Consider the following 26,490-nt stretch of genomic DNA (forward strand, 5'->3'; position numbering starts at 1 on the left):
GATGGAATAGTCCCTAAAAGTTTGGCATTTTTTTAACGTAATAAACATTTAAATTTGGAGCCCGACTAATCCATCACCAATGTCAAGATCAGTTCTTGTCCTTATTTTTTTTCTTTGTTTAACCTCTCTTTTCGGGCAAAATGTTGAAAAATCCTTTGTCGTAAAATACATCGAAACGGATTTCAAAATCGATGGTATCCTAGATGAAGAAGCATGGAAGCAGGCCCAAAGCGCTAAGGATTTTCAGCAGTATTTTCCCTCGGATTCTATTCTTGCAGAGTATCAGACGGATATAAAAATGCTCTATGATGCCTCTACACTCTACGTAGGAATAAGGATCAATACACCAGGTAACAACTATGTTATTCCCTCCTTGGAACGTGATTATCGTGCGGGCGGTAATGATAACATCAGTTTGCTTTTCGACACTTTTAATGATGGCACCAATGCATTTCTTTTTGGCATGAACCCTTATGGGGTAAGACGGGAGGCCTTGATTTCTAGTGGAGGACAGGGAATTAGGGGCTTCACTACTTCCTGGGACGTCAAATGGAAGGGAGAGGCCAAACAATATGACGGTTACTATACCGCCGAAATGGCCATTCCCCTTACCTCTTTTAAATTTTCGGAAGGAGCCACCAAATGGCGTTTTCAGAGCTATCGATTTGATATGCAGAAGAACGAGACTAGTGTTTGGTACCCTATTCCCCAGAACCAATTGATTTTTAATCTAGCATTTATGGGCGATATGGTCTTTGAAAAACCTTTGGGTAAATCCCGTACACCTTTGGCCATTATACCTTACATCAATGCAATTGCAGACAAGGATTATGAGCAGAACGTAACTGAAACCAATGTAAAAGTTGGAGGCGACGCCAAGGTAGCTATTGGTAATGGGTTAAATTTGGATATTACCCTAAACCCGGACTTTTCCAATGTAGAAGTAGATGATATTTTTACCAATCTCACCCGTTTTGAGATATCGTTACCGGAGCGGAGGCAATTTTTTGTGGACAATAACGATCTTTTCGGAAGTTTTGGTGGTGGTAGGGATGCCAACCCATTTTTCTCCCGTAGGATAGGGATAGCCACAGATAGTTCTGGGAATTCGGTTCAGAACCGTATAATAGGTGGTGTTCGGCTAAGTGGAAAGTTGAACGAGAATTGGAGATTAGGTGTGTTGAATATCCAAACGGATGAAAATGTGGAGACGGAAATCGCTTCGAACAATAACATGATGATCGCCTTGCAAAAAAAGGTCTTTGCCCGTTCCAATATTGGATTGTTCTTTATAAATAGGCAAACCTTTAAGGATTACGATTTTGTAACACCAGAAGAAGAATATAATAGAGTTTTTGGGATAGATTATAATTTAGCTTCCGAGGATAATACATGGATCGGGAAATTCTATGCACACAAATCCTTTCAACCGGGGGACGATGAGGATAATTATTCAGCAGGTGTCTTTTTAGGACGAAATTCCAGATATTTCAATGTTTTTACCGACTTCGTTTTTATTGATGAGGATTTTGAGTCAGATCTGGGTTTTGTACCGCGGAAGGACATCATAAAGTGGGCCACTTCATTTGAAAAAGTATTTTGGCCAAAAAAGGGTCCCATAAACAGTCATTCCATAGAATTCTTCCCAATTGTAACTTGGAGACCTGGATTGGATTATAGGAAAACCGACCATGATCTGCAGGTAAGTTGGAATTTTGAAACACGAAATTTCTCGGAGTTTGGCATAGGATTTTCAAATCAATTCATCTTTTTATCGGATAGTTTTGACCCAACGGATACAGATGGTGCCGTACCCCTTCCTGAAAATCAGGGCTATCATTTCAACTCTGTTTTTTTGGGATATGAGTCCAACCAGGCCAAGGTACTGGCATTTGAAGGAGAGGCGGCCATAGGTCGTTTCTTCAATGGCGACCGTTTTTCCATGGAAGGTGAGGCTACCCTTAGACTTCAGCCCAAGGTACGATTGGGCTTAAATATCAACTATGATAAAATAACCCTTCCCGATCCTTTTCCAAGTGCGGATTTATGGTTGATTAGCCCCACGGTAAACGTTACTTTTAATAAGTCTGTTTTTTGGTCCACCATATTCCAATATAGTAACCAAAGGGATAATCTGGGTATCAACTCAAGATTGCAGTGGCGTTTTGCTCCCCTATCGGATTTGTTTTTGGTATACAACGATAATTATTTTGTAAACCAGTTTTCACCAAGGTTTCGTTCCATCAATTTAAAATTCACCTATTGGCTTAATATCTAAAGGTATGGAAAGGGCAGTTGACAATTGACAAAATTTAAGCATTTTTGACCTTAGCTCGAGCTTGTACCTGCACTTGTATTTGAAGCTGTTTTAGTTATATTTGGCCATGCTGTCCTAAAAAGCTTTCCAATGAACCAATTGCCTTTGACTGAAGATACTGTTACGTTTGGACTGTTATGCCTATGCTTAGGTTTTGTTTTTTATACATCTTCCCTAAAAAAAGGATTTTGGAAAAAGTTCTACACCGTTATTCCCACCCTTTTGATGTGCTATATGCTACCAGCGGTTTTAACGAGTGTAGGAATCATTTCGGAGGAAAGTTCCAATCTGTATTACATTGCTAGTCGTTATTTATTACCGGCCGCTTTGGTACTCATGACCCTTAGTATCGATTTAAAGGCCATCATGAATTTAGGGTCCAAGGCCCTTATCATGTTTCTTACAGGAACCATTGGTATCATTATCGGAGGACCCATAGCAATTCTGATCGTGTCCCTTTTTTCACCGGATACGGTAGGTGGCAGTGATTTTGATGCCGTGTGGAGAGGACTGACCACAATCGCCGGAAGCTGGATCGGTGGTGGTGCCAACCAAGCGGCCATGTTAGAAGTATTCCAATACAATCCTAAGAAATTTGGTGATATGGTTTTGATAGATATTGTGGTAGCCAATATTTGGATGGCCATTATACTTTTGGGAATAGGTAAATCCGACCGTATAGACAAGTGGCTTAAGGCCGACAACTCATCAATTGAAACCCTTAAGAAGAAGGTTTCCGCCCATACCGAAAAAATTACCCGAATAACCTCACTATATGACTATATGATCATGCTATGTTTGGCCTTCTTGGCGGTTGGTCTGGCACACTTCTTTGGTCATCATTTTTCCGAGTTTTTAGAGAATAACTTTGAAGTAATCCGAAATAAGGAAAAAGCACTTTCTTCCCTAGGATCCAAGTTTCTATGGATGGTTGTCTTTTCGACTATGGTGGGAATTGGGCTATCCTTTACCAAAGCAAAGAATTTTGAAGGTGCCGGAGCCAGTAAGATTGGAGGCATGTTCATTTATATTTTGGTAGCTACCATAGGAATGAAAATGGATTTGAGCCGGTTTTTGGAGAATCCTGGTTTGATAGCTGTTGGCCTTATTTGGATAACCATACATGCAGGTTTATTAATCTTGGTGGCGAAATTGATTAAGGCCCCTTATTTCTTTTTGGCCGTTGGAAGTCAGGCCAATGTTGGGGGAGCTGCCTCAGCTCCCGTGGTTGCGGCTGAATTTCATCCTTCATTGACCTCGGTCGGTATTCTTTTGGCCGTTTTGGGATATGTGGTAGGTACTGCCGGGGCCTATATTTGTGGACTTCTTATGGAAATTGCCGCTACGGTTTAAAAATCAATAAAGTTTATTGATATTTGCTCCGTCAAAAAATAGATAATGAAAAATCTACAATTTCTTTTTGTAATACTTCTAATATTAGCCTCTTGTGGAAATGATGGCAATGAAAACACCATGATCGTCACGGGAAACGTAAAGGGCCTTAAAAAAGGAACGCTTTACTTGCAACATATTCCTGATTCAACGCTGGTGACCCTAGATTCCTTAGTAGTGGATGGTGACGGAAGCTTCAGTTTTAAGACAGATATCGAAAGTCCTGAAATCTTTTATCTATATCTGAATAAAAAAGATAACAACGACATCAATGACCGAATTACTTTTTTTGGGGAACCAGGACAAATCATCATAAATACCTCTTGGAATACCTTTGATACCAACGCCAAGATCAAAGGTTCCCAAACGCATGAAACACTAGAGGAATACCAAAAGGTAATGTCCCGGTTCAATTCAAAAAATCTTGAATTTATGCAGCTGGCGGCCAATACAGAAAAACCTCTGGATTCGCTTCAAATGGATTCCGTTCAAAGACTGAGTGATAAAAATATCCAAAGAGGTTATGCCTTTGCGCTCAATTTTGCATTGAACAATAAAAACTCACATGTTGCCCCCTACATAGCAATTACCGAAGTGGCGGATGCTAATATAAAGTATTTGGATTCCATTTATGGCTCGCTAATTCCAGAAGTGGCCAATGCTAAATATGGCGTTGCCCTACGAAATCATTTGGAAAACTTGAAAAAAGAGAAATAGCCGACCTATCTATTCACCCAGAGCATTGACTTTTTCCACAAGAGCTGTGGCCTTTTTTTCCAGATCGTCACGGACTTCTTTAAGATGAGCCTTCCTATTTTCTACTTTCTTTTGATTAATCTTGGTGATTAGTTCATCAAAAGTACCTATGGCATCGTCAATGATCTTCTCACCTTCCTTTGACACTTTGTTACCGCTAGTGGCCTCAACGATATACACAGCGTCTATAATATTTCCCAGTACATCGTTTACATTCTTTTTTAAGTCTCGTATGCTTGCCATCTTAGATTGTTTTTTGTAAAAATAGGGTTTTTGAATTTGATCAAATAGTAACTTCCAAAAGTTTTGCTCCGTCCGTTCTTAGTGAAACCCTATTGGAATTGGCTGTAATCAGGACCGTCTCTCCCTTTTTAACCAAAGTAGAACCAAATTCGTTCCCCACATTTACCGAACCATCTACGCACATATATATGGTAAAAGAGTCCCTTTGGGACAAGTCCTGTTCAAGGCTTTTGGAAAGGCTAACGAAATTGGTCTTAAAATAGGGACAATCCACCATAGGATTAATGGCGTCCGCTTCCTTGGGATAGGACACTTTAAAGTCCTCCTTTTTTTCATAGTCTATGGCATCCAGGGCCAAATCAGTATGTAACTCCCGTAGGTTTCCGTTTTTGTCCTTCCGATTAAAATCGAATACTCGATATGTAATATCCGAGGTCTGTTGAATTTCGGCCAATAATACTCCAGCTCCTATGGCATGTATCTTTCCGGTATTGATAAAAAAGGTGTCCCCTTCCGAAACTTTTTCATAATTCAACAGTTCCAAAAGTGTATCGTTCTTAAGGCTATTCGTGTATTCTTCTTTTGTGACGTCACGATTAAACCCTACTATAAGACTGGCATCCTTGTCCGCATCCATAACATACCACATTTCGGTTTTTCCAAATGAATTATGACGCTTTTTTGCCAAATCATCATTGGGATGCAATTGTATGGAAAGATCTTGTTGTGCATCAATGAACTTTATAAGAACAGGAAATTCCGTACCGAAGCGTTCAAAAACACTTTGTCCCAACAGTTCCACGGGGTATTGGTCCATTAATTGCTGCAAGGAGGTACCCGCCAATTCACCTTGGGCAACTATGGAAACATCACCCGAAACTCCTGATAGTTCCCAGCTCTCACCGGTAATATCGTTTGGAATGGGCTTTCCCAATACTCGTTTTAATCTCGTACCGCCCCAAAGTCTTTCTTTAAGTATCGGTTCAAATTTTAAGGGATAGAATTTCATTTGCTATTTTCTGCTTTTAGGGCTTTTAATGCCTTCCTCATATGCTGTGATGCATTGACACTGTTAAAAACCAGAACAATTTTTCCTTTTTTGTTGACCACATAAGTTTCCCTTCCCGGGAATAGACCGAAAAGGTTATCCTTAACTTTGAAAAGCCGTTTTACTTTTCTTCCAGTATCCGCCAATAATATAAAAGGTAACTGATACTTGGATGCGAATTTACCATGTATTTTTTCAGAATCCGAACTTATACCAATGACTTCAGCCCCCAATTGGGTGAACTGTTCATAGCTGTCCCTAAAGGAGCAGGCTTCGGCGATACACCCAGGGGTATTATCCTTGGGATAAAAATAAATGACTAATGCTTTTTTACCTAAAACATCCTTAACATGGAAGGTCTTTCCCTCTTGGTCCAATAATGAAAACTTTGGAACAGGGTCTCCAACTTTTAATCCCATGATCAACCGGAATAGGTTACAAAATTTCTCGGAGTCTCGTATAGCACAACCTCAAGCGCTTTGCGCTCATCAATATGGGGTCTAAGCTTATTCCAGATAACCACCGCAATGTTTTCTGCCGTCGGATTTAAATCTTTAAACTCCGGTACCTGTGTATTAAGATTTTTATGATCCAGGGCATCTTCTACTTTTTTCCGTATCAGCTCCTTTAAGACCTTCATATCCACAACAAAACCTGTTTCCGGATCTATTTCTCCGGTTACACTTACTACTAGTTCATAGTTATGTCCGTGGTACTCAGGATTATTACATTTCCCAAATACCATATTGTTCTTTTCATCGGTCCAATCTTGGCGATATAATCTATGTGCCGCATTAAAATGGGCCCTTCTACTGACCTTCACCTGCATAGTTATGAATTTTCACGGATGATATATTCATAAAACCTCTCGAAAATAATCTTGAACCAGACCGTATAACCATCGGGGTTATCCGTCATATCTTTCTTGATCGATTCCGGTCTCATCCACTTCCAATCCGCTACTTCCTCCGTGTTTATATTTGGAACATCATTATAATTACCCATCATCACATGATCCAATTCATGCTCTGTAAGCCCATTGTCAAATGGGGCTTTGTATTTGAACGAAAAAAGTTCCCTCAGTTCCGTTTCAAAACCCATTTCTTCAAATAGTCTACGTTTCCCAGCTTGGATATTGGTTTCCCCCACACGCTGATGGCTACAACACGTATTGGTCCATAATAAAGGCGAATGATATTTATTGGCCGCTCGTTGTTGAAGCATGGTCTCACCTGCATCGTTCATAATGAAAATAGAAAATGCCCGGTGAAGTTTGGCCTTTTTATGGGCTGCCATCTTGGGCATGGTTCCAATCTGCTCATCTTGGTCGTTCACTAAGATTACCTCTTCTTCCTTCATATGGTAAAAATAAGACCTTTGGCCAACTTTAGGGTTAAGGCTCTTATAAAAAATATTGATGAAAGAATTTGAATCGATGAGTGTAGGCTTCTTCTTTAGAAGAACCTTGGTGATTTCAAATTTCCCTTAGTAGTAATAAAATCATAGCGAAGTATCACCTCAAAAGAGCCATCATTGAACCTTGCACTGCCCAATTCCGTGGTCTCTTTATCATACGCAATACCAATGAGGAATTTATTGGATATTTGAAATCCTGCCATGCCGCTAAAGGCCGCATCCCATCGGTACGCGCCTCCTAAAATGAACTTTTCGTTCATCATGAAGTTGGCGGAAACGTCAACTTGCAACGGTGCTCCCTGCGTAACTTTGGTCAGTAGTGCCGGCTTAAATTTCAAAAATGGATTTAAATCCCATACGTATCCGGTGATAAAATAGAAGTTCATTTGTTCCTTTGCTGTCGAAAGGGAGGACTCGTCAAAATGGGAGGTTTCCAAAAACCTAGGAACGGATAACCCCGCATAAAATCGATTGGTATGATAATAGACCCCGGCGCCGATATTGGGTGTAAGCCGATTATCTATGTTCTGTTGTAAAGTCTGGTCAGGAGCAAATTGATTGAGCTCGGAAAAACGAACATCCAAAAGATTGGCGCTACCCTTTAGCCCAAAACTTAACCTGCCTTCAACAGATGTATAAATGGTATAGGAAAAGTCTACGTCAAAGCTAGTTTCAGAAGTAGGGCCTATTTGATCGTTAACGATGGAAAGTCCCAATCCTACTCCCCTATATCCAATAGGAGAATGTATATTGAATGTTTGTGTTTTGGGAGCTCCATCCAAACCTACCCACTGTGATCGGTGAAGGGCAGCAACACTAATGTGCCCCCTAGATCCGGCATATCCTGGATTTACACTCACCGTATTATACATATATTGGGTGTACTGGGCATCCTGCTGAGAATAAATAGAATTTGTAAACAACAAAACCAAAATGAAAATGGGAAGTACTATCCATTTGACTGAAATCATATGTTGGACGAATTTTGGCATCTTTATCTATTTATATATATATAACCGGACAGCGATCGTTGGTTTCCGTTGTCATCCTCATAATCCAGTATATAGAAATACGTTCCTACAGGTAATTTATTATCCACGTCAACTGTGACCCTCCCCTGGGAAGTACCATCAAAGAAGTTTCCTTCCATGTCATAGCCGTTTGTAGTATAAACCATTACCCCCCAACGGTTATAAATTCTAATGGTATTGTTCGGGAAATTCTCCAATCCACTAATTTGAAGAACGTCATGCACTCCATCTCCGTTAGGCGTCAGCACATTGAATACCTCTACTTCATCCTCCTCACGGTTTGGTTCTAGATAATCAGGAGTACCATCACCATCGGTATCATCGTTGGCATAGTTGCCATCTCCATTAACATCTTCTTCCACGGTTCGTAGCGCATCTCCATCATCATCCGTATCCCTATAGTCGGATTCATCATCGCCATCCGTATTGGGCAAATCGTTGAAAGGGTCGTCAATTTCATCATTCACATCCAAGTCAATCGCAGTGGTCCCTTCATAGCCATCGTCCAAGCCATCGTTGTCCTTATCCGAACCGATAAGGGTTACATCTGCCACTCCATTTTGATCAAAATCATGCGCCTCTATGTTATCCAGTACATTGTCATCGTCACTATCCTCATCCAGGTAATCAGGAAGAAGATCACCATCCGTATCCACGGGAAAAATACCAAGAGAACCATTTTCGTAGGCATCATCCAGACCATTTGCATTGGTATCTGCGCCACTTGGTGCAACATAGTCAGCGGTCGTTTGGGCCTCAACATTGTCCGGAATACCATCATTGTCACTATCAATATCCAAGTAATCTGGGAATCCATCACCATCCGAATCTGTGGGGTCTGTGGATGGATCATTGTCCGCATCCAAATTCAAATCTTCAAAACTATCCACTATCCCATCGTCATCACTGTCCAAATCAACTCCAATAGGATTGACCACAACAGTTATAGTGGCCGTATCACAATTGCCCGAATTATCACAAAGGGTATAGGTAAATGAATCTGTTCCCATAAAACCAGCATTTGGTACGTAACTAATACTATCATCGGAAGGATTGTTTGGTGTTCCATTATTTTCAATAGTCACCATACCATCTGTAGGATTTGTAAGGGTCAGAGTCCCAATTGTCGGTAAATCATTATCATTGGCTAGGATATCAATATCCACGGCAGTGTCCTCAGTAGTTGCGATGGAGTCATCAAAAACATCCAAAATCGGTAGTACATCAACGGTTACCGTGGCCGTACTACAATCCCCGGCTGTGTTGCAAATGGTGTAATCGAAAGAATCGGGTCCATTGTAATCCGGATTGGGTATGTAGGTCACAATATCATCTGTTGGATCATTGGGTGTTCCATTCATGTCAATATTCACGGTACCATTCGCTGGATTTGTGGTTGTCAAATTTCCAGCAGATGGTAAATCAGAGTCATTCGAAAAGATGTCCACGATGACAGATTCGTCTTCGTTGGTAGTAACCAAGTCATCTACCAAGGTAGCTGCTTGTTGCAAACAAACTACCGTAAAATTGGGCAAGGCAATGGAGTTTCCAGCTTTGGTCAAAGTAGCTGTGTAGCGTACCACAGAAGTAGTCGCGGTGACAACTGGACGCAATGGGTCTCCTGTTATGGCCGGTGACCAACTTACTGTTGCACTACCGCTTACATTGGCAGAAATATCCAAGGTAACTTGATTATCTGGTGCGGTGCAATCGGTTAGAATGAAGTACCCAGTTGCATTTGAACCACAAAGCGTGCCATCATAAGTTGCAAAATAGACTCCCGGCGTTGAGGTCTCATAAAAGAAATCTGTTCCTAAAACTGTACTGGTATCCGATGCCTCATACCATCTATAATTACTTTCATCGGTACTATTGGGTGCTTGTAGCAAAAACTGTGCTTGGGATATACCTATCCCCAAGATGATAAAAACCATACTTAGGAAAAGGGTCTTGTATGTGTAGGGGCGTGTCAAACCGATGTATACAGTTTTTAGTTTATCGAACTACGAAGACTACATTTATAAGACTGTTATAATCTGGGGGTGTACCGACTACATCATATTGCATTACTCCGGTTGCACTAATGCTGTCAATATTTAATACGGCTGGATCAGCATAGGTAACATAATAATATAGCTCTGTATTGGCATAGGTCGGTACGGCTGCCGGAGCTCCTGCACTGGCCATTGTTGGCGTTCCAAATTGATTTATATATTCATCATACAGATTAATAGTGACGTTATTGACTAAAGCTGATGCATCTATCGCAATAGAAGGTGGATAGAATATACGTGCAGCCTTTGACGTAATCGGAGCTATGTCTTGAATCACATCCTCAACCGTTGCCTCTGTATTTCCATCTCCATCCACATCGATTGGAGTATCCGAGTTTACTTCAGAAGCTACCTGGTCATCGGTTTCGTTCAAGAATAGGCCATTATCCGTACCTATTGCTAAATCGTTATTGGCATCAGCTGAAATATTTACCTCAAGTCCAACATTCTCCAGCAAGGAGTTTGTCGGGGTACCCGTTAAGGTTACCGTGCCGTTCGGGGAGGTGATACTACCGTCACCGGACAGTGCGGTCACGTCCACGTCAAGACCTACGTTCTCTAACAAGGAATTCGCCGGTGTACCCGTAAGGGTTATGGTGCTATTGGGTGAAGTAATACTACCATCTCCGGAAAGGGCCGTTACATCAACGTCCAGTCCTACATTCTCCAACAAAGAGTTCGCCGGAGTGCCCGTAAGGGTTACCGTACCGTTCGGGGAGGTAATCGATCCGTCGCCGGACAATGCAGTTACGTCCACATCAAGGGTAACATTCTCCAAAATAGAGTTCGCAGGGGTACCGCCAAGGGTTACAGTGCCGTTTGGCGAGGTTATAGATCCGTCACCTGTAAGTGCGGTCACATCGACATCGAAACCTACGTCTTCCAACAAAGAGTTCGCAGGGGTGCCCGTCAGGGTCACCGTACCATTGGGCGAAGTGATGCTACCGTCACCTGATAGTGCCGTCACGTCAACATCCAGGCCTATGTCCTCGAAAAGGGAATTGGCAGGGGTGCCCGTTAAAGTTATGGTACTGTTAGGAGAGGTCACGCTGCCATCGGCCAAGGCGGATTCGTTTACGTCCAGGCCTACATTCTCCAACAAGGAGTTTGCGGGTGTGCCCGTCAAGGTCACCGTACCGTTGGGCGAGGTAATTGATCCGTCACCGGACAAAGCGGTCACGTCAACATCCAGGCCTATGTCCTCGAAAAGGGAATTGGCAGGGGTGCCCGTTAAAGTTATGGTGCTGTTAGGAGAGGTCACACTGCCATCGGCCAAGGCGGATTCGTTTACGTCCAGGCCTACATTCTCCAACAAGGAGTTTGCGGGCGTGCCCGTCAAGGTCACCGTACCGTTGGGCGAGGTAATTGATCCGTCACCGGACAAAGCGGTCACGTCCACATCCAGGCCAATATCCTCGAAAAGGGAATTGGCAGGGGTGCCCGTTAAAGTTATGGTGCTGTTAGGAGAGGTGACGCTTCCGTCTGCCAGGGCGGATTCGTTTACGTCCAGGCCTACATTCTCCAACAAGGAGTTCGCGGGTGTCCCAGTCAGGGTCACCGTGCCATTCGGGGAGGTAATACTACCATCACCCGAAAGTGCAGTCACATCGACATCGAAACCTACGTCTTCCAATAACGAATTTGCAGGGGTACCTGTCAAAGTAACTGTACCGTTGGGAGAGGTAATCGATCCATCGCCAGAAAGTGCCGTTACGTCTACATCAAAGCCAACATCCTCCAATAATGAATTTGCCGGGGTGCCCGTCAAGGTCACCGTGCCGTTCGGGGAGGTAATACTACCATCACCCGAAAGTGCAGTCACGTCCACATCAAGGCCAATATCCTCGAAAAGGGAATTGGCAGGGGTGCCCGTTAAAGTTATGGTGCTGTTAGGAGAGGTCACGCTGCCATCGGCCAGGGCGGATTCGTTGACGTCCAATCCAACATTCTCCAACAAGGAGTTCGCGGGTGTCCCAGTCAGGGTCACCGTGCCATTCGGGGAGGTAATACTACCATCACCCGAAAGTGCAGTCACATCGACATCGAAACCTACATCTTCCAATAATGAGTTTGCCGGTGTACCCGTAAGGGTTATTGTGCTATTGGGCGAGGTAATTGATCCGTCACCGGACAAAGCGGTCACGTCAACATCCAGGCCTATGTCCTCGAAAATGGAATTGGCAGGGGTGCCCGTTAAAGTTATGGTGCTGTTAGGAGAGGTAACGCTTCCGTCTGCCAGGGCGGATTCGTTTACGTCCAGGCCTACATTCTCCAACAAGGAGTTCGCGGGTGTACCCGTCAAGGTCACCGTACCGTTGGGCGAGGTAATACTGCCATCACCGGACAATGCAGTTACATCCACGTCAAGGGTAACATCCTCCAGAATCGAGTTGGCAGGGGTACCGCCAAGGGTCACCGTGCCGTTGGGCGAAGTAATAGAACCATCACCCGTAAGTGCGGTCACATCGACATCAAATCCAACATCCTCCAATAATGAATTTGCCGGGGTGCCCGTCAGGGTCACAGTGCCGTTCGGGGAGGTTATAGATCCGTCACCAGAAAGAGCAGTTACATCCACATCAAGGCCAATATCCTCAAAAAGGGAATTGGCAGGGGTGCCCGTTAAAGTTATGGTGCTGTTAGGAGAGGTAACGCTTCCGTCTGCCAGGGCGGATTCGTTAACATCCAGGGTGACATTCTCCAACAAGGAGTTCGCGGGAGTACCGCCTAAGTTTATGGTGCTGTTGGGTGAAGTGATGGAACCGTCGCCTGTCAGTGCGGTAACATCGACATCGAAACCTACGTCTTCCAATAATGAGTTTGCCGGTGTACCCGTCAAAGTAACCGTACCGTTGGGAGAGGTGATAGACCCATCGCCCGTAAGTGCGGTAACATCGACATCGAAACCTACGTCTTCCAATAATGAGTTTGCCGGTGTACCCGTCAGGGTCACCGTGCCGTTAGGGGAGGTAATCGATCCGTCACCGGAAAGTGCAGTCACATCGACATCGAAACCTACGTCTTCCAATAACGAATTTGCAGGGGTACCTGTCAAAGTAACCGTACCGTTGGGAGAGGTAATCGATCCGTCACCGGACAATGCGGTTACGTCCACGTCAAGGGTAACATCCTCCAGAATCGAGTTGGCAGGGGTACCGCCAAGGGTCACCGTGCCGTTGGGCGAAGTAATAGAACCATCACCCGTAAGTGCGGTCACATCGACATCAAATCCAACATCCTCCAATAATGAATTTGCCGGGGTGCCCGTCAGGGTCACCGTTCCATTTGGTGAGGTAATCGATCCGTCGCCGGACAATGCGGTTACGTCCACGTCAAGGGTAACATCCTCCAGAATCGAGTTGGCAGGGGTACCGCCAAGGGTTACCGTGCCGTTAGGCGAGGTTATAGATCCGTCACCCGTAAGTGCGGTCACATCGACATCAAATCCAACATCCTCCAATAATGAATTTGCCGGGGTGCCCGTCAGGGTCACAGTGCCGTTCGGGGAGGTGATAGATCCGTCACCAGAAAGAGCGGTTACATCCACATCAAGGCCAATATCCTCAAAAAGGGAATTGGCAGGGGTGCCCGTTAAAGTTATGGTGCTGTTAGGAGAGGTAACGCTACCATCGGCCAAGGCCGATTCGTTTACGTCCAGGGTGACATTCTCCAATAACGAGTTTGCGGGCGTACCGCCAAGGGTCACTGTTCCATTGGGCGAAGTAATGGAACCGTCGCCTGTCAGTGCGGTAACATCGACATCAAAACCTACGTCTTCCAATAATGAGTTTGCCGGTGTACCCGTCAAAGTAACCGTACCGTTGGGAGAGGTGATAGACCCATCGCCCGTAAGTGCGGTAACATCGACATCGAAACCTACGTCTTCCAATAATGAATTTGCCGGGGTGCCCGTCAGGGTCATAGTGCCGTTCGGGGAGGTGATAGATCCGTCACCAGAAAGAGCAGTTACATCCACATCAAGGCCAATATCCTCAAAAAGGGAATTGGCAGGGGTGCCCGTTAAAGTTATGGTGCTGTTAGGAGAGGTAACGCTTCCGTCTGCCAGGGCGGATTCGTTTACGTCCAGGCCTACATTCTCCAACAAGGAGTTCGCGGGTGTACCCGTCAAGGTCACCGTACCGTTAGGCGAGGTAATACTGCCATCACCGGAAAGGGCCGTTACGTCCACATCAAGGCCAATATCCTCAAAAAGGGAATTGGCAGGTGTGCCCGTTAAAGTTATGGTACTGTTCGGAGAGGTCACGCTGCCATCGGCCAGAGCGGATTCGTTAACATCCAGAGTGACATTCTCCAACAAGGAGTTTGCGGGCGTACCGCCTAAGTTTATGGTGCTATTTGGTGAAGTGATAGAACCATCTCCTGTTAGTGCTGTTACATCGACATCAAATCCAACATCCTCCAATACTGAATTTGCCGGGGTGCCTGTAAGGGTCACCGTTCCATTTGGTGAGGTAATCGATCCGTCACCGGACAATGCGGTTACGTCCACATCAAGGGTGACATTCTCCAACAAGGAGTTCGCCGGTGTACCGCCAAGGGTTACCGTACCGTTCGGTGAAGTGATGGAACCATCGCCAGTAAGTGCGGTCACATCGACATCAAATCCAACATCCTCCAATAATGAATTTGCCGGGGTGCCTGTAAGGGTCACCGTTCCATTTGGTGAGGTAATCGATCCGTCACCGGACAATGCGGTTACGTCCACGTCAAGGGTAACATCCTCCAGAATCGAGTTGGCAGGGGTACCGCCAAGGGTTACCGTGCCGTTAGGCGAGGTTATAGATCCGTCACCCGTAAGTGCGGTTACATCCACATCAAGGCCAATATCCTCAAAAAGGGAATTGGCAGGGGTGCCCGTTAAAGTTATGGTGCTGTTAGGAGAGGTAACGCTACCATCGGCCAAGGCCGATTCGTTTACGTCCAGGGTGACATTCTCCAACAAGGAGTTCGTGGGAGTACCGCCTAAGTTTATGGTGCTGTTGGGTGAAGTGATGGAACCGTCGCCTGTCAGTGCGGTAACATCGACATCAAAACCTACGTCTTCCAATAATGAGTTTGCCGGTGTACCCGTCAAAGTAACCGTACCGTTGGGAGAGGTGATAGACCCATCGCCCGTAAGTGCGGTAACATCGACATCGAAACCTACGTCTTCCAATAATGAATTTGCCGGGGTGCCCGTCAGGGTCACAGTGCCATTGGGCGAAGTGATGCTACCGTCACCTGATAGTGCCGTCACATCGACATCAAGGCCAACGTTCTCCAACAAAGAGTTCGCAGGGGTACCCGTCAAGATTACCGTTCCGTTGGGTGAAGTTATAGATCCGTCGCCGGACAATGCGGTTACGTCAACATCAAGAGTAACATCTTCTAAAATTGAGTTTGCAGGTGTACCACCAAGGGTCACCGTGCCGTTGGGCGAAGTAATAGAACCATCACCCGAAAGGGCCGTTACGTCCACATCAAGGCCAATATCCTCAAAAAGGGAATTGGCAGGTGTGCCTGTTAAAGTTATGGTGCTGTTCGGAGAGGTCACGCTGCCATCTGCCAAACCGGTAACATCAACTTCTAGTGCACCACTGGCATTCTGGGTCAGACCGCTTCCTGCCACATCGGGATTTATGGTCGCTGCGTTCACAGCATCCGTTCCTATATCACCAGAGGTTATGGTTCCATCCAATATTTGAGTAGTTGTAATCCCTCCATCGGCCACCCCCAAGGTAAATGGGGATATGGTCGTACCTAAACCGGAACGTACCAAGGTCCCATTGGTGGCATTCACCACCTCGTTACCAATTACTCCGTCATTTTCGGTAACGGTAACAGAACCCAAATCGACCAAGGTCCAAGATGAAGTCGTATCGTCCCACTGCATCACCTGTCCATCTGCGGTACCATCCGCAATATTTTCAAGTTGTACTGCGTCATCTGCCAATTTTGTATTGTCCACTGCATCTGGAGCCAACTTTATGGTAGTTATTGCACCATCTGCTACATCAAAACCTACATTCTCAAATACGGAATTGGTAGGGGTTCCAGTGAGGGTTATAGTGCTGTTCGGGGAGGTCACGCTGCCATCGGCCAGGGCGGATTCGTTAACATCCAGGGTGACATTCTCCAATAATGAGTTAGCGGGCGTACCGCCTAAGTTTATGGTGCTATTGGGTGAAGTGATGGAACCGTCACCCGTAAGCGCCGTTACGTCCACGTCAAGACCAACGTCCTCGAAAACGGAATTGGCAGGGGTTCCGGTTAAAGTTATGGTACTGTTCGGAGAGGTCACGCTGCCATCTGCCAGGGCCGATTCGTTAACATCCAGGGTGACATTCTCCAATAATGAGTTAGCGGGCGTACCGCCTAAGTTTATGGTGCTATTGGGTGAAGTGATGGAACCGTCGCCTATCAGTGCGGTCACATCGACATCGAAACCTACGTCTTCCAACAAAGAGTTCGCAGGGGTGCCCGTCAGGGTCACCGTGCCGTTCGGGGAAGTAATACTGCCATCACCTGAAAGTGCAGTCACATCGACATCAAGGCCAATATCCTCGAAAACGGAATTGGCAGGGGTGCCCGTTAAAGTTATGGTGCTGTTAGGAGAGGTAACGCTTCCGTCTGCCAGGGCGGATTCGTTAACATCCAGGGTGACATTCTCCAATAATGAGTTAGCGGGCGTACCGCCTAAGTTTATGGTGCTGTTGGGTGAAGTGATGGAACCGTCGCCTGTCAGTGCGGTAACATCGACATCGAAACCTACATCTTCCAATAATGAATTCGCCGGGGTGCCCGTAAAGGTCACCGTGCCGTTCGGGGAGGTAATGCTGCCATCACCCGAAAGTGCAGTCACATCAACATCAAGACCTACATCTTCTAATAATGAGTTTGCCGGTGTACCCGTCAGGGTCACCGTGCCGTTAGGGGAGGTAATCGATCCGTCACCGGAAAGTGCAGTCACATCGACATCGAAACCTACGTCTTCCAATAACGAATTTGCAGGGGTACCTGTCAAAGTAACCGTACCGTTGGGAGAGGTAATCGATCCGTCACCGGACAATGCGGTTACGTCCACGTCAAGGGTAACATCCTCCAGAATCGAGTTGGCAGGGGTACCGCCAAGGGTCACCGTGCCGTTGGGCGAAGTAATAGAACCATCACCCGTAAGTGCGGTCACATCGACATCAAATCCAACATCCTCCAATAATGAATTTGCCGGGGTGCCCGTCAGGGTCACCGTTCCATTTGGTGAGGTAATCGATCCGTCACCGGACAATGCGGTTACGTCCACGTCAAGGGTAACATCCTCCAGAATCGAGTTGGCAGGGGTACCGCCAAGGGTTACCGTGCCGTTAGGCGAGGTTATAGATCCGTCACCCGTAAGTGCGGTCACATCGACATCAAATCCAACATCCTCCAATAATGAATTTGCCGGGGTGCCCGTCAGGGTCACAGTGCCGTTCGGGGAGGTGATAGATCCGTCACCAGAAAGAGCGGTTACATCCACATCAAGGCCAATATCCTCAAAAAGGGAATTGGCAGGGGTGCCCGTTAAAGTTATGGTGCTGTTAGGAGAGGTAACGCTACCATCGGCCAAGGCCGATTCGTTTACGTCCAGGGTGACATTCTCCAATAACGAGTTTGCGGGCGTACCGCCAAGGGTCACTGTTCCATTGGGCGAAGTAATGGATCCGTCGCCGGAAAGTGCCGTTACATCAACGTCCAGGCCTACGTCCTCGAAAAGGGAATTGGCAGGGGTCCCTGTAAGGGTTATTGTACTGTTTGGGGAGGTCACGCTGCCATCGGCCAGACCGGTAACATCCACTTCTAGTGCACCACTCGCGTTCTGGGTAAGGCCGCTTCCTGCTACATCGGGATTTATAGTTGCCGCATTTACCGCATCGGCACCTATATCGCCAGAAGCTATCGTACCGTCCAATATTTGTGTAGTGGTAATCCCATCGTCAGCTACCCCCAAGGTAAAAGGAGAGCCCGTGGTGCCTAAACCGGAACGTACCAAGGTCCCGTTGGTGGCGTTGGTCACTTCATTGCCTATTACACCATCCAAATCAGGAGTGGCGCTTCCTCCGACTGCGTTCCAAGTGGCTCCATCATAAATATATAGTTGTCCGGCCGAACTGTCTACATAAGTCACTCCGGCGTTACTTGGTGTCACAGCAGGTGCACCAACACCGATCAAAGTAAGTTCGTTGGTCAAATCCTCGTCGGGATCTGTGGAATTTACGGTATAGTTCCCATTGCCATCGTCGTTGACGGTAATGGCCCCGGTTCCAGCAACTACGGTTTCACTCAAAGAGGAAAGGTCTACAGTTGTGGAGCTACCCCGTTCAATATCTATCTGTAACTCATTGCTTCCATCAAGAGTGGCACCTGTTAGATTTTGATTATCGCTGCTATTGTTGGCCAAATCCTGTATAGCCTCTTGAACATTGGTTTCATCCGTAAGATCTCCATCTACATCAATATTCGGGTTTAGTAAAACTTGGGCTGCATTCTGATCATCCGTACCATCAAAGGAAGTGGTGGTAGTATCCTCGGAGGTATATGTATAGGTTATGCCATCCAAGGTCGAAAGCGTAGTGATAGTTTCTGCAGGCAGCGTGATCACCGTAGGGGTGCCCTCCTCGTCCGTATAGGTCAGCTCCCGGGTAGCAGGGTTGAAGGCCAGACTCCCGACATTGAGCGGGATGTTGGTCAAGGCCCCGGCCTCGTCAGTATAGTCCAGGCTGTTGCCGTCCGCCCCCAGTGCCAAGTTGCCCACGTTGAGCGGGATCACGTTCGTATTGTTGTCCTCGTCCAAATACTCCAGGTTGTTGCCGACAAGGGCCAGGCTCGTCAAAAAGTCCGAGGGCAGCGTGATCACCGTAGGGGTGCCCTCCTCGTCCGTATAGGTCAGCTCCCGGGTAGCAGGGTTGAAGGCCAGACTCCCGACGTTGAGCGGGATGTTGGTCAAGGCCCCGGCCTCGTCAGTATAGTCCAGGCTGTTGCCGTCCGCCCCCAGTGCCAAGTTGCCCACGTTGAGCGGGATCACGTTCGTATTGTTGTCCTCGTCCAAATATTCCAGGTTGTTGCCGACAAGGGTCAGGCTCGTCAAAAAGTCCGAGGGCAGCGTGATCACCGTAGGGGCGCCCTCCTCGTCCGTGTAGGTCAGCTCCCGGGTAGCAGGGTTGAAGGCAAGACTACCGACGTTGAGCGGGATGTTGGTCAAGGCCCCGGCCTCGTCAGTATAGTCCAGGCTGTTGCCGTCCGCCCCCAGTGCCAAGTTGCCCACGTTGAGCGGGATCACGTTCGTATTGTTGTCCTCGTCCAAATATTCCAGGTTGTTGCCGACAAGGGTCAGGCTCGTCAAAAAGTCCGAGGGCAGCGTGATCACCGTAGGGGCGCCCTCCTCGTCCGTGTAGGTCAGCTCCCGGGTAGCAGGGTTGAAGGCAAGACTACCGACGTTGAGCGGGATGTTGGTCAAGGCCCCGGCCTCGTCAGTATAGTCCAGGCTGTTGCCGTCCGCCCCCAGTGCCAAGTTGCCCACGTTGAGCGGGATCACGTTCGTATTGTTGTCCTCGTCCAAATATTCCAGGTTGTTGCCGACAAGGGTCAGGCTCGTCAAAAAGTCCGAGGGCAGCGTGATCACCGTAGGGGCGCCCTCCTCGTCCGTGTAGGTCAGCTCCCGGGTAGCAGGGTTGAAGGCAAGACTACCGACGTTGAGCGGGATGTTGGTCAAGGCCCCGGCCTCGTCAGTATAGTCCAGGCTGTTGCCGTCCGCCCCCAGTGCCAAGTTGCCCACGTTGAGCGGGATCACGTTCGTATTGTTGTCCTCGTCCAAATATTCCAGGTTGTTGCCGACAAGGGTCAGGCTCGTCAAAAAGTCCGAGGGCAGCGTGATCACCGTAGGGGCGCCCTCCTCGTCCGTGTAGGTCAGCTCCCGGGTAGCAGGGTTGAAGGCAAGACTACCGACGTTGAGCGGGATGTTGGTCAAGGCCCCGGCCTCGTCAGTATAGTCCAGGCTGTTGCCGTCCGCCCCCAGTGCCAAGTTGCCCACGTTGAGCGGGATCACGTTCGTATTGTTGTCCTCGTCCAAATATTCCAGGTTGTTGCCGACAAGGGTCAGAGCAGTCAAGGCATCAGCAGGTAAAGTAACCGTAATGGGAGCACCGCTGTTTTCCAATTCCAAGGTAAGCTCACGGGTTGCCGGATTGAAGCTGAAATCCAGAATTTGTTGACTATCCGTAGATGTCAATTCCCATGAATCCCCATCCCAGAAATAGATGGTACCTGTATTTGTATTTACATAGATATCCCCGGTATCCGCTCCACCAGGGGATATTGATCCTGGGGTCGTTACAGCGGTACCGCTTAAAACCTCGCAATTACACTGATCTTGTAGCGTAACCGTGGTTTGCGAATATGCAAATCCGGATATCAGAAAAATGAGTAGTAAGATTCTCTTATCCATGGTTATATCTTTACTTAAAATATTTTTTATCGTGCTTCCGAAGGCCTTTCTATAGCCTTGTGCAATTGACGGATTAATCTTTTGTACATATTGCCCCATGATTTAAATAGAATAAACCTTTTGTACCGCTACAATCGGTTAAGTACAAAAGTCTTGCTGGAAAGAAAATGAAATGGGTTGGTTGGGTCGGTTTTTACCCAGAGGGCCATTGTGGTTTCTCCTTGGCGAAACTTCTTCATAAATTTGGTCAAGCTATTCATATTTGGGGTGTGGCAAACCTTTGCTATTTAGTTCCACGGAACACAATGGTTTTATTACACTTTACAAAATTAACCCAACGGATACCCTAGGAAAATAAATGTTGTGTAAGTGTTAAATTGCAATGCATAGGTTCAAAAAACTGAAGTCTTAACCGATAAATTTTCCTTTTTATCAGGAAATTCATTGGTCGATGAAGTCAATTATAATAGCACTTTCGGAATGCTATTCTGTGAGAAAAAACTCAAAAAATCAAAATTTTCCTAAAGAAAATTTCAGTCTGGATTTACCCTATAGGTAATACGTTTGTTGGTAATTAAAGAGGCTGAAATACTCATATTTACCGTACCTATATCACATAATTTACTGGTATCCGTTATGGCTATTTTACAAAGAGACGGATTCGGCCCTCCGGAATTATCCATGAATCTACCCACGATTGGCGCCGTCGCCAGACTAGTATCCAGGGGGGAGTAATCTGGTGCAACATTACTGATGGTTGTTGTGGTTCCATTTGCTGTATACGTGATATCGCCTGTGAGCTCATCATATTCCACAATGTAGGTGATATTTCCACCAAGAAAACTTCCCAAAGTTCTGGTATACATGGTACTAAATCCAGTATTCCCATCTATCACAGTAACCGCCACACCCAGTTCATTTCCCGTGATATGATATATCCGAAAGTTTCCTCCTGTAATGATATCCGCGGTACCTTCATTATCCTGATAATCAAATTCTATTCTAAAACTGGTGAAGTCGAAAATACCTCCGGTATTGGGAATGGTAATATCCAAACCTGCACTTCCTCCAGCCCCTGAGCCTATGCGTACACCGCACGCGGTCTGTACAGCATTGGAATTAATGGTCGTCGCATTTGGACCAACGGTTGCCGTAGTCAATGCAGAAGTATCAAAATCGAATTGGGAAACCAATTGGCTTGCCGTACCATCGTCACAAACTTCATAATCAAAAGTCACATTTCCGACAAAACCAGTCTGGGGAACGAATGTAAAACTACCATCATTTCCCAAAGTCAATATACCCGTAGTAGGTGAAACGACAGGTATGGGATTAACAGACAAGCTACCCCCATCTGGATCGGTGTCATTTGCAAGGACACCATTTGATATATCCGCTGTTATGGTTCTATTCAAGTGCCCAGGATATATGTCATCCGTGGCTGTTGGGGCTATATTTTGACCGAATAGTGGGCAATAAACGAGCATACTAACCAGAAAAACAATTCGAAGGAAATTAAAACTTGCCAATCTATTTAGTTTTTATCAACTCGATAGGTTATTCCTCTATTGGTAATTATGGTAGAGGCATTCACAGTCAACACTGCTACGGCCGAGGCAAGCGGACTGCAGGGAAGTACTGAATTGGATATCTGTACCCTGTATTGATTTCCGTTGTCCGTGGGTGTAGCATTGGTAACAATGAGCGTATCTGTGCTTGTGCCACTGTAGATGCCCGTATTGGTCAGGTCTACCCAAATGGAGCCATTAAAGAACTGCCACTGGTAAGTATCTGTATTCGATGTAGTAACGGTAAAGGTGGTACTACATCCGGGACAAATTGCGCTATCCACAGGTTGAGTGATTATGGATGGCCCAGTATTTATAGTAGCAGTAACTGCCGTTCTAGTGGCTGTGGTACATCCATTACTAGTAGCATCTACGTAATACGTGGTGGTGCTCGAGATACTGGGTGTTACAAAACTAGTACCAGTACCTATTGAACTGCCTCCGGTTGCCGTTGTATACCAATTGATAATTCCCGCAGAAGCGGTTGCTGCCAAATTGACTGTACCGCTACCGCATCGAGATCCCGGGGTGGTACTTGTTATTGTTGGTATGGGTTCGATATTGATAGTTGTTGTTGCCGTTATACTAAGTACGGGATCTCCAGGTGTTCCTCCATACTCTACTACATAGCCCTGTGGTTGGTAATTTCCAGAGGCTGCGCCGGTATTGGATAAATCGTTCCAGGATCCATTGGGATTTACATTTGGATGGGTAATATGGGCATAGTCTTCATTTCCCGATTGGTTGGGCTCACCAGTATTCCAAAATGCAAAGTTAGGAGTACTCCCGCCTGCCGTTCCATTCCAAAATACGGTGCCCGCCTCAGGTCCCGTTACCCACTGCCAAACTCCTTCCGTAGCCGCATCGCTTCCTCCTATCCATCCAACCCCTACTGCCTGGGAGCCTGAAAAATCGGCCTCCGCTTGAGAGGTAAGGGTAGCCAAGTAGCCTTGCAGCCCAAAATAAGTCCTTGCACTGGCGGCGGTGTTCGCGGCTGTCCAGGTTATTCCTAAATTCGGAACATATTCGTAGTAGTGCCCTGTTGCCGGTAAATAGTTGGCTTCTCCTACGGTAATGGAAAATTGTCTTGTCCCTGTTGGGTTCGCGGCACTACTGGAGTACTCCACGGCCAAAATGGCCGTTTCGAATTCGGTATATAAAGCCGGACCTGATAGGGTCAACTCTCCTTGTACAGCATCCCAGCTTGAAGTGATATTTGGATGAGTTCCCGTCAAGGTTAATAGATCCTCTCCATTGATATAACCAGATGAAATTTGGATGTACACTGCATTAGTAGACGTATCGTCAACATCCGTGATACTAATGGTTTCTGCTATCGGAACAGAATCTCCTGGACAGTACGTTTGATTTCCTGTACCGGCCAAAACTGGTGCAGCGTTCGAAGTAGGAACTTCAATCTGGACATTGTCTATGTATACAAACTCCCCGGATTCCCAGTCACAATACGAACACGTTCCTGCGTTGATAAAACGTATTGTGGTAAATGCGGAAATATATGCTGAAATGTCTTGGCTAAAACTTCCACTTTGGTCTCCTGTAAAAGTGCCAATGGTCGTAAAACTTGTTCCATTATTGGAAACCTGTACATTCAATCGCTCGCCTGAGGAGCCTCCATCCAAACCTGATGTTTGCCAGTCAAAGGTTAAAACCGCAGAGCTATGAGCACTTAAGTCCGCCGATCTTGTTATCCTCCGGTTGTTCGTTAAAATACGCGTAAAACGGAGTTCATTACCCGTAATACGTATCCTACCACCGCTGGGGCTGCTATTATCGTTGGTCTCGACCCAATTGGTAGAAAAATTCAAGGTGCCATTATTGTTGGAATAGGATACTGCATTGAAATTATCCAAATAGGTATCCTGCCCTAAAACCTGTATAGTCGGGAAAACAAAGATTAAGAACAAAACACTTCGACCAAAAAATCTCATACCAAGGTTTGGTTCCAGAATTATGGATTTCGCTAGATGTTAGCAAAAATTTCAATAAAAGTACGGTAGGCAGAATCGATACTCCTAAAAATTGTTGTGTAGACCGATAATGTACCTGTGAAGATTGCAAATATTGGTGTTTAATCTTTGAAGCCCTACAATAAAAACACCTAAAAGTAGGGCATTTTACCGATGTTAGGCCACCAAACCAAGAGCGTTCCAAAGGGTGTAAAAACAAAAATGCAGTTCCGGGTAGAAACTGCATTTTGATATTAATTTGGTTGGTTATTATTCCAAAATAATAAATTCCGATCTTCGGTTCAGTTCGTGATCCGTATTGGAGCACCTTACTCCATTTTCACATTGATTTACCAACTTGGTCTCTCCAAAGCCTTCTCCTTCCAAACGATCTGAAGAAATTCCTTTTGAAATCATATAATTTACAGTAGACTCAGCTCTTTTTTGCGATAACCATAGGTTATAGGAATCCTTTCCCCTACTGTCTGTATGTGAGTTTACCTTAATCCTAAGACTTGGATATTTCTCCATTGCTGCTATCACCTTTTCCACTTCGACCTCTGAATCCTTACGGATATTGTATTTATCAAAATCAAAATAAATGGTACTTAGCTGCAGTAATTTGGCTAAATCATCCCCGAATCCAGCGGTAATTTTATCCCTTTCCAAATAAAAGTCCATTATTCTTGGTTTCCCGTCAGATTTACCCAAATACTCTTCGGAAGGCACGTAACCTTCCATTGAGGCCCTAACAAAATTGCCTTGGTTACAATCGACCATAATGGAATATTTTCCTTCGGAATCGGTAATTGCAGTTAGAATTTCTTCATTGTTTTCATTAATGACCTTTATAGTTGCGCCAACAAGGACCTCATTGGATATTTTGTCCCTAACCGTTCCTGTAACTTGTTGATTGCAATCCAAAATCAATGGAATGGTCTCCAAAAAACTATAGATATCGTCAGCTCCTTGTCCTTCAGATCTATTTGAAGCAAAATAGCCTTCTTTGGTCTCTTCATTGAAAATAAAGGTAAAATCGTCTTTTTGACTATTCACGGGCTCCCCTACATTTACTACTGAACCGGTTAATCTATTCTTGGCAATTTTTGTGGCGAAAATATCCAAGCCTCCCAGTCCTGGATGACCGTCAGATGAAAAGTATAGTACTTCTTCACTTGTAATAAAAGGAAACGTTTCCCTGGCTTCTGTGTTTATGGCAGTTCCTAAATTCACTGGAGTACCGTAGGTCCCATCCTCGTTTATGGTAGTCTTAAAAAGATCGGATTCCCCTAACGAACCTGGCATGTCGGAAGCAAAATATAGTATCTTTTCATCGGGACTCAAGGCTGGATTGGCGACAGAATAGGCATCACTATTAAAAGGGAGCTCCTCAATATTGGTCCAAACCCCATCAACAAGTTCTGCTTTAAAAATCTTAAGCCGTATTACTCCTTTTTCGTCCTTTTTGTATTTACCTTCAACAAAGTTGTTTCTTGTAAAATACAGGATATTTCCATCCTTAGTAGTAACGGAAGTGGATTCGTGCAATCTCGTATTTACATTATCACTCAGCTTTGTTACTAAATTAGTTGAAATACTGTCGGCATTTACTTTGTATAAATCCAAAAAATCCTTTGCATTCCAAGTGTGTCTATATCTTGCAAAATTCCCCGTGTCACGATCCGAAGAAAAGATGAGTCCATCTTTGTAAAAGGATGGTGCAAAATCCGAATATGGTGAGTTATACTGAAACTGAGCAATATTATACCGCCCCGAGTTTTCCTTGATCTCTTCCAGATAATTTTTCTCCTCGTTATATACAGTAGCCCTTAAATCGTCTGTGGTAACTTCAGTGAACTTCACCATAATTGTATTGGCGCCATCGTAATCCCCAAGTGTCTTTAGGGTTTGGGCATATCTGAAATAATATTCAGGACCAACTTCGGACGGGTACTCATTTACCAGTCTTTCATACGTTTTGGCTGCACCATCATAGTCCGCATTGAAATAATAGGAGTTCCCTAACTTTTTTAGCAAATCTGGCGAGACATAACCCTTTTCCAAAACTCTTTTGTAAATGTCAATTGCCGGGCTAAAGGAATAATCCTGGTATTTTGCATTGGCCTTTGTAACCAATCTTTCCTGGGCAATACTCTTTACTCCAAACAAAAGAACCGTAATTAGTAGTAGTGATAGTACTTTTTTTGTCATTTGTACG

14 protein-coding genes are annotated in these 26,490 nt (G+C 45.5%); 3 read left to right on the forward strand and 11 right to left on the reverse strand.

Annotation, left to right across the window (positions count from 1 at the left end; genetic code table 11):
* Positions 1–79 precede the first annotated feature (79 nt).
* From ACP2AF_RS20055 to ACP2AF_RS20065, 3 genes are all read left to right on the forward strand, one after another.
* Positions 80–2,278, forward strand: coding sequence for a DUF5916 domain-containing protein (locus ACP2AF_RS20055; protein ID WP_425237919.1), 2,199 nt, complete (start codon positions 80–82; stop codon positions 2,276–2,278).
* A 129-nt stretch (positions 2,279–2,407) separates the two neighbouring features.
* Entirely contained in the window at positions 2,408–3,670 is a 1,263-nt protein-coding gene (locus ACP2AF_RS20060; RefSeq protein WP_425237920.1) for a DUF819 domain-containing protein, read from the forward strand.
* Positions 3,671–3,715: 45 nt separating this feature from the next.
* A complete protein-coding gene (locus ACP2AF_RS20065) occupies positions 3,716–4,426 on the forward strand; it encodes a DUF4369 domain-containing protein (RefSeq protein ID WP_425237921.1) in 711 nt (236 codons plus the stop codon).
* Positions 4,427–4,435: 9 nt separating this feature from the next.
* Here the strand turns inward: ACP2AF_RS20065 and ACP2AF_RS20070 are convergent, their stop codons facing one another.
* From ACP2AF_RS20070 to ACP2AF_RS20120, 11 genes are all read right to left on the reverse strand, one after another.
* Positions 4,436–4,708, reverse strand: coding sequence for a hypothetical protein (locus tag ACP2AF_RS20070; RefSeq protein ID WP_120714029.1), 273 nt, complete (start codon positions 4,706–4,708; stop codon positions 4,436–4,438).
* A 40-nt stretch (positions 4,709–4,748) separates the two neighbouring features.
* Positions 4,749–5,717, reverse strand: a complete 969-nt coding sequence (locus ACP2AF_RS20075; RefSeq protein WP_425237922.1) for a type I phosphomannose isomerase catalytic subunit — start codon at positions 5,715–5,717, stop codon at positions 4,749–4,751.
* On the reverse strand, positions 5,714–6,175 hold the full coding sequence (locus tag ACP2AF_RS20080; protein WP_425237923.1) for a peroxiredoxin: 462 nt from the start codon (positions 6,173–6,175) through the stop codon (positions 5,714–5,716). Before ACP2AF_RS20080 ends, ACP2AF_RS20075 begins: the two co-directional genes overlap by 4 nt.
* A 2-nt stretch (positions 6,176–6,177) precedes the next feature.
* Complete coding sequence (locus ACP2AF_RS20085; protein WP_425237924.1) at positions 6,178–6,585, reverse strand: 6-pyruvoyl trahydropterin synthase family protein; 408 nt, start codon at positions 6,583–6,585, stop codon at positions 6,178–6,180.
* A gap of 2 nt (positions 6,586–6,587) precedes the next feature.
* The gene (idi, locus tag ACP2AF_RS20090; RefSeq protein WP_425237925.1) at positions 6,588–7,115 is read right to left on the reverse strand and encodes an isopentenyl-diphosphate Delta-isomerase; all 528 of its coding nucleotides are present in this window, start codon (positions 7,113–7,115) and stop codon (positions 6,588–6,590) included.
* A 95-nt stretch (positions 7,116–7,210) separates the two neighbouring features.
* Positions 7,211–8,143, reverse strand: a complete 933-nt coding sequence (locus ACP2AF_RS20095; RefSeq protein ID WP_425237926.1) for a PorP/SprF family type IX secretion system membrane protein — start codon at positions 8,141–8,143, stop codon at positions 7,211–7,213.
* Positions 8,144–8,166: 23 nt separating this feature from the next.
* Positions 8,167–10,137 (reverse strand): Ig-like domain-containing protein, encoded by a 1,971-nt coding sequence (locus tag ACP2AF_RS20100; RefSeq protein ID WP_425238050.1) that lies wholly within the window; start codon positions 10,135–10,137, stop codon positions 8,167–8,169.
* A gap of 61 nt (positions 10,138–10,198) precedes the next feature.
* On the reverse strand, positions 10,199–20,737 hold the full coding sequence (locus ACP2AF_RS20105) for a beta strand repeat-containing protein (protein WP_425237927.1): 10,539 nt from the start codon (positions 20,735–20,737) through the stop codon (positions 10,199–10,201).
* Positions 20,738–21,270: 533 nt separating this feature from the next.
* A complete protein-coding gene (locus ACP2AF_RS20110) occupies positions 21,271–22,224 on the reverse strand; it encodes an Ig-like domain-containing protein (protein WP_425238051.1) in 954 nt (317 codons plus the stop codon).
* A 47-nt stretch (positions 22,225–22,271) separates the two neighbouring features.
* Positions 22,272–24,254 carry a hypothetical protein gene (locus tag ACP2AF_RS20115; RefSeq protein WP_425237928.1) on the reverse strand — a complete coding sequence of 661 codons (1,983 nt, stop codon included), beginning with the start codon at positions 24,252–24,254 and terminating at the stop codon, positions 22,272–22,274.
* Positions 24,255–24,542: 288 nt separating this feature from the next.
* A complete protein-coding gene (locus ACP2AF_RS20120) occupies positions 24,543–26,483 on the reverse strand; it encodes an OmpA family protein (protein WP_425237929.1) in 1,941 nt (646 codons plus the stop codon).
* Between the last annotated feature and the right edge of the window lie 7 nt (positions 26,484–26,490).

Origin of the sequence: Ulvibacterium sp. (genome assembly GCF_965248315.1) — a bacterium.
Lineage (GTDB): Bacteria > Bacteroidota > Bacteroidia > Flavobacteriales > Flavobacteriaceae > Ulvibacterium.

What these genes read in the sequence shown, in the direction of transcription:
- ACP2AF_RS20055 (WP_425237919.1), top strand. Translation starts at nt 80, where the DNA reads ATGTCAAGATCAGTTCTTGTCCTTATTTTTTTTCTTTGTTTAACCTCT.
- ACP2AF_RS20060 (WP_425237920.1), top strand. Translation starts at nt 2,408, where the DNA reads ATGAACCAATTGCCTTTGACTGAAGATACTGTTACGTTTGGACTGTTA.
- ACP2AF_RS20065 (WP_425237921.1), top strand. Translation starts at nt 3,716, where the DNA reads ATGAAAAATCTACAATTTCTTTTTGTAATACTTCTAATATTAGCCTCT.
- ACP2AF_RS20070 (WP_120714029.1), bottom strand. Translation starts at nt 4,708, where the DNA reads ATGGCAAGCATACGAGACTTAAAAAAGAATGTAAACGATGTACTGGGA.
- ACP2AF_RS20075 (WP_425237922.1), bottom strand. Translation starts at nt 5,717, where the DNA reads ATGAAATTCTATCCCTTAAAATTTGAACCGATACTTAAAGAAAGACTT.
- ACP2AF_RS20080 (WP_425237923.1), bottom strand. Translation starts at nt 6,175, where the DNA reads ATGGGATTAAAAGTTGGAGACCCTGTTCCAAAGTTTTCATTATTGGAC.
- ACP2AF_RS20085 (WP_425237924.1), bottom strand. Translation starts at nt 6,585, where the DNA reads ATGCAGGTGAAGGTCAGTAGAAGGGCCCATTTTAATGCGGCACATAGA.
- idi (WP_425237925.1), bottom strand. Translation starts at nt 7,115, where the DNA reads ATGAAGGAAGAAGAGGTAATCTTAGTGAACGACCAAGATGAGCAGATT.
- ACP2AF_RS20095 (WP_425237926.1), bottom strand. Translation starts at nt 8,143, where the DNA reads ATGATTTCAGTCAAATGGATAGTACTTCCCATTTTCATTTTGGTTTTG.
- ACP2AF_RS20100 (WP_425238050.1), bottom strand. Translation starts at nt 10,137, where the DNA reads ATGGTTTTTATCATCTTGGGGATAGGTATATCCCAAGCACAGTTTTTG.
- ACP2AF_RS20105 (WP_425237927.1), bottom strand. Translation starts at nt 20,737, where the DNA reads ATGGATAAGAGAATCTTACTACTCATTTTTCTGATATCCGGATTTGCA.
- ACP2AF_RS20110 (WP_425238051.1), bottom strand. Translation starts at nt 22,224, where the DNA reads ATGCTCGTTTATTGCCCACTATTCGGTCAAAATATAGCCCCAACAGCC.
- ACP2AF_RS20115 (WP_425237928.1), bottom strand. Translation starts at nt 24,254, where the DNA reads ATGAGATTTTTTGGTCGAAGTGTTTTGTTCTTAATCTTTGTTTTCCCG.
- ACP2AF_RS20120 (WP_425237929.1), bottom strand. Translation starts at nt 26,483, where the DNA reads ATGACAAAAAAAGTACTATCACTACTACTAATTACGGTTCTTTTGTTT.